Annotated in this window: 6 protein-coding genes; all 6 read left to right on the top strand. The window is 46.2% G+C overall.

Features of this window, described 5'->3' with window-relative positions; genetic code table 11:
- On the top strand, positions 1-594 hold a 594-nt coding region (gene lptC / locus JKY90_01565), incomplete at its 5' end, for an LPS export ABC transporter periplasmic protein LptC (protein MBL4850957.1).
- Positions 575-1,087, top strand: coding sequence for a lipopolysaccharide transport periplasmic protein LptA (gene lptA, locus JKY90_01570; protein MBL4850958.1), 513 nt, complete (start codon positions 575-577; stop codon positions 1,085-1,087). The genes lptC and lptA, both read left to right, overlap by 20 nt.
- 213 nt (positions 1,088-1,300) lie before the next feature.
- Positions 1,301-2,026: an LPS export ABC transporter ATP-binding protein gene (gene lptB, locus JKY90_01575; GenBank protein MBL4850959.1), complete on the top strand. Its 726-nt coding sequence runs from the start codon at positions 1,301-1,303 to the stop codon at positions 2,024-2,026.
- Between the two features lie 105 nt (positions 2,027-2,131).
- Positions 2,132-3,613, top strand: a complete 1,482-nt coding sequence (locus tag JKY90_01580; GenBank protein MBL4850960.1) for an RNA polymerase factor sigma-54 — start codon at positions 2,132-2,134, stop codon at positions 3,611-3,613.
- A 62-nt stretch (positions 3,614-3,675) separates the two neighbouring features.
- Positions 3,676-3,972 carry a ribosome-associated translation inhibitor RaiA gene (gene raiA / locus JKY90_01585; protein MBL4850961.1) on the top strand — a complete coding sequence of 99 codons (297 nt, stop codon included), beginning with the start codon at positions 3,676-3,678 and terminating at the stop codon, positions 3,970-3,972.
- A gap of 40 nt (positions 3,973-4,012) precedes the next feature.
- The coding region (locus JKY90_01590) for a PTS sugar transporter subunit IIA (protein ID MBL4850962.1) at positions 4,013-4,464 on the top strand (452 nt) is incomplete at its 3' end.

Here is a 4,464-nt window from a genome sequence, read left to right on the forward strand (position 1 = left end):
CCCGTCATGAGCCAATTAATTAATCGCAGTAATAGTTTAATTTTTATTGCGGTGTTGTTGCTCACGCTGATTAGCCTTTGGTTGCGAGGCCAAATTCGAGCCCCCGCACCTGACGCAGTTGAGGCCGTTACTGTGCCTCATATTGCTGATTTTACTATTGAAAATTTTACAGCAGTTGCCATGGATGCTAATGGCGTTCCACGCCAACGCATGCTTGCAGTACAATTATTGCACTACGCTGATGATCAAACTGCGACAGTCGATCAGCCCCATGTGATTATCTATAATGCCAAGACGCCACCCTGGACTATTGACGCAGCGCGTGGTTGGTTATCGGCCGATGGCAATACTCTGCGTTTAACAGGTGAAGTGGTTGCATTGCGTGAGCGTGATGCTGTGAATGAAGGTATTAAAATTGATACCCGTGATGTCGATGTTGATTTGCTTAACGATGTTGCGGTGACAGATGCCGAGGTACTCATTGTTGCTGACAGTGGTGTAACAGAGTCCGTTGGTATGCGTGCTCATTTTGCTGAAAACCGTTTCTTTTTGCAAGATCGTGTGAGAGGACGCTATGCGGTACCTGGCTCATAGTATTGTTGTTTTGTTGGCAGTGTTGGTATTGGTTGCGCCGGTTTATGCATTGCAGAGTGATAGTGAGCAAGAGGTGTATGTCGAAGCGGATACGGCAGACCTTGATGAGGCCAAAGGAATCGGTATCTATCGTGGTGATGTGTTAATTAAGCAGGGCACGATGGAAATCCGTGGTGATGAAGTCACCATTAAGACCAAGAATCGCAAATTTAATTCGCTCACTTCGGTGGGTAAACCTGCTAAGTTTCAGCAGCAGCTTGAGTTAAATCAGAGCCCAGTGTTTGGTGAGGCCAAAACTATTCATTACAGTATTGTCGATGGCATATTAACCATGCGTAAAAAGGCAAAATTAACGCGTGATGGCGATATGTTTAGTGGTAACTATCTACGTTACGACACCGTTAATGAGACGGTCAAAGCCAAGCGCGCAGAAGATGGTAGTGAACGTATCAAGATTATTATCCAGCCCGAGACCTTGGGAGCCTCTGAATAATTCATGGAACACGATCTTGTCCCTAAAATCTTCCAGCTCTTCGTTGCTAATCTTGCAAATAGCCCCACTATTGACTGCGATTCGCGTCTCGATCTGAAAAATTTCAGATACAATCTCGCTGTCCCAGAATTAATTCAGAGGCTCCCTTGAATAACGCCGAGGCTCAGTAAGTTGCCCTTATGATAATCACCGGGGTAATCAGCAGCCATTACTATGAGTAAGCTACGCGCCCTTGGCCTTGCCAAACGCTATCGCTCGCGCAAGGTGGTTAACGATGTGTCACTTGAGCTCAGTCGTGGCGAGGTGGTGGGTCTGCTCGGCCCTAATGGTGCCGGCAAGACCACCTGCTTTTATATGATAGTTGGCTTGGTTGCCGCCGATGCAGGCAGGGTTCTTATCGATGATACTGACCTCACTCGACTGCCCATGCATGCGCGCGCACGACTTGGCTTGGGTTATTTGGCGCAAGAAGCATCGGTGTTCCGTAAGCTCAGTGTTGCCGACAATATTAAGGCGGTGCTTGAAACACAAGATAAACTTTCTCGTCAAGAACGCGAACTGCGTTTACAGCAATTATTGGACGAGTTCAGTCTTGCGCATTTAGCACAATCACTGGGTATGTCTCTTTCTGGCGGTGAACGGCGCCGTTTGGAAATAGCGCGAGCCTTGGCCAGCGATCCCAGTTTTATTTTGCTTGATGAGCCGTTTGCGGGTGTTGATCCAATTTCTGTGGTCGATATACAAAGAATCATTAAGCAGTTAAGTGAGCGCAATATTGGCATATTGATTACCGATCATAATGTCAGGGAGACCTTGTCGATTTGCCAGCGTGCCTACATTGTTAATAATGGCTCAGTTATTGCTGAAGGAGAGCCAGAGTACGTGCTGGCTAATGAGCAAGTTAGAAAGGTTTATTTAGGCGAAGAATTTAAATTATGAAAACAAGCGCCAGCAGGACGGTTAAAATGATTGTTAACGGCTCCGCCGTATTTGCGCTAAAATAGAATCGAAATGAGCAGTGAGCAAAATGCGTAGTATTCGTCCATGAAACAGAGTCTTCAACTCCGTTTAGGGCAGCATCTTACGATGACGCCGCAGTTGCAACAGGCGATACGTTTGCTGCAACTGTCAGCGCTTGAATTACAGGCAGAAGTTCAAGAAGCGCTTGAAACGAACCCCTTGTTAGAAATGGCCGAAGAGGCTGCCCAAAATGAGCAGGCCGATAGTGATAGTCGTGTTGAGGGCGCTGAGGATAGGGCTGGCGATAGCGCAGTTAAAGATTCGCCCGATAGCGCTATTAATTTAGAGGACAATCAAACTATCCCCGAAGACCTGCCAGTCGATAGCGCTTGGGATGATGTTTATGACTACACGCCTACGGCTATGGCAACTCCGGCTGCACCCGAACGCGAATTTGAACGGCCTGATAGTGTGTCGCCATCATTACAAGAACATCTTAAATGGCAGATGATGTTAACGCCGTTCAGTGCTGCGGATGCAGCCATTGCTGAGGCGATCATTGATAGTTTGGGCGAGGATGGTTATTTACAGACATCCTTAGAAGACCTGCAAAAAAGTGTCATTGACGAGTTTGAAGAAATTGAACTTGATGAAATCGAGGCCGTGTTGCATCGCGTGCAGCATTTTGACCCATTAGGGGTAGCGGGCCGGGACTTGCGCGAGACATTATTAGTACAGCTGAATCAATACGACAAGACCATTAAGTGGTACGCTGAAGCCAAGTTGCTATTAACAGAGCATATCCAATTGCTTGGCAGCCGTGATTTTTCACAGCTGACGCGACGCATGAAATTATCGCGTGAAGACCTGCAAAATGTGGTCGTCTTTATTCAGCAATTAAACCCACGCCCTGGTGCGATAATTAGTAATATTCAACCCGAATATATTGTGCCTGATGTCATGGTCAAAAAAGATAAAGGCAAATGGAAGGTTGAGTTAAATACCGATTCTTTGCCTAAGGTTTCTATTAATCAGCATTATGCGCGCATGGCGAAAAATGGCGGCCGTAATGATGATACAACCTACCTTAAAAACCAAATGAAAGAAGCGCGCTGGTTTATTAAAAGCCTGCAAAGTCGTCATGAAACGCTATTAAAGGTTGCCAGTTGTATTGTTGAGCATCAGCGTGGTTTTCTTGAATACGGTGAAGAGGCCATGAAGCCGTTGGTGCTGCATGATATTGCTGAAGTAGTAGAGATGCATGAATCGACGATTTCTCGCGTTACAACACGAAAATACATGCGTACGCCACGTGGTGTGTTTGAGCTCAAATATTTCTTTTCTAGTCATGTTAGTACTGCTAGCGGTGGTGAATGTTCTGCCACGGCGATACGCGCCTTGATCAAAAAACTTGTTGCCGCTGAAAACGTAACCAAACCGTTGAGCGATAGCAAGATTGCCAAATTATTGGAAGATCAAGGTATTAACGTGGCACGTCGAACAATTGCCAAGTACCGTGAGGCAATGATGATTCCACCCTCGAACGAGCGTAAGCGCTTAGCCTAGGGTGGGTATAAAACCTAGAGAGCCTCAATTAGAGGCCACTAACAGTCAGTGAAGGAGATCTTATGCAACTTACCCTAAGCGGTCATCATGTTGATATTACACAGGCATTGAAAGATTACGTTAACACCAAGTTTGAACGTATTGAGAGACACTTTGATCAGGTGGTCAATGTCAACGTTACCCTGACGGTTGAGAAGCCGGGGCAAAAGGCAGAGGCGACAGTGCATGTTAGCGGTGGTAATTTACACGCTGATTCCGTTGAGAATGATATGTATGCTGCAATTGATGGCTTGATCGATAAACTAGATCGTCAGGTGATAAAGTTTAAAGAAAAGCAGTCCAACCATCATCCACATTAGATAGTGTGTTAACAGGCCTTAGTTTGGAGCCCAAACAGTGATTCATATTGCTGATACCCTTTCACTGCAACGCGTTGTGTCGAATGCGCGCGCGACAAGTAAAAAGTGTGCACTTGAGCATCTCAGCAGTCTTATTGCTAATGACGAAGCAGCACTGCTTGCGACAGAGGTGTTCGATAGCCTTGTTGCACGCGAGCGACTTGGTAGTACAGGTATAGGCCATGGTGTGGCAATACCCCATGGCCGTTTAGGCGGGCTCGATCATGCCGTGTCTGCCTTCATGCGTTTTGAAGAGGGTGTTGATTTTGATGCGATTGATAACGAGCCAGTTGCCTATATGTTTGCCTTGCTCGTGCCTAAAGATTCTAATGACGAGCATCTCCATCTTTTGGCGCAGCTAGCAAAATTGTTTAGTAACCCGGTGATGCGTGAAAAACTAAAATTGGCAGCCAATAGCGAAGAGCTTTACGAGTTGCTATCGAAGTCATCTAA

It is taken from the genome of Gammaproteobacteria bacterium, from assembly GCA_016765075.1.
Lineage (GTDB): Bacteria > Pseudomonadota > Gammaproteobacteria.

Bases quoted from the DNA above. Each gene is read 5' to 3' on its own strand.
- JKY90_01580 (MBL4850960.1), top strand. From the start codon at position 2,132: ATGAAACAGAGTCTTCAACTCCGTTTAGGGCAGCATCTTACGATGACG.
- lptA (MBL4850958.1), top strand. From the start codon at position 575: ATGCGGTACCTGGCTCATAGTATTGTTGTTTTGTTGGCAGTGTTGGTA.
- raiA (MBL4850961.1), top strand. From the start codon at position 3,676: ATGCAACTTACCCTAAGCGGTCATCATGTTGATATTACACAGGCATTG.
- lptB (MBL4850959.1), top strand. From the start codon at position 1,301: ATGAGTAAGCTACGCGCCCTTGGCCTTGCCAAACGCTATCGCTCGCGC.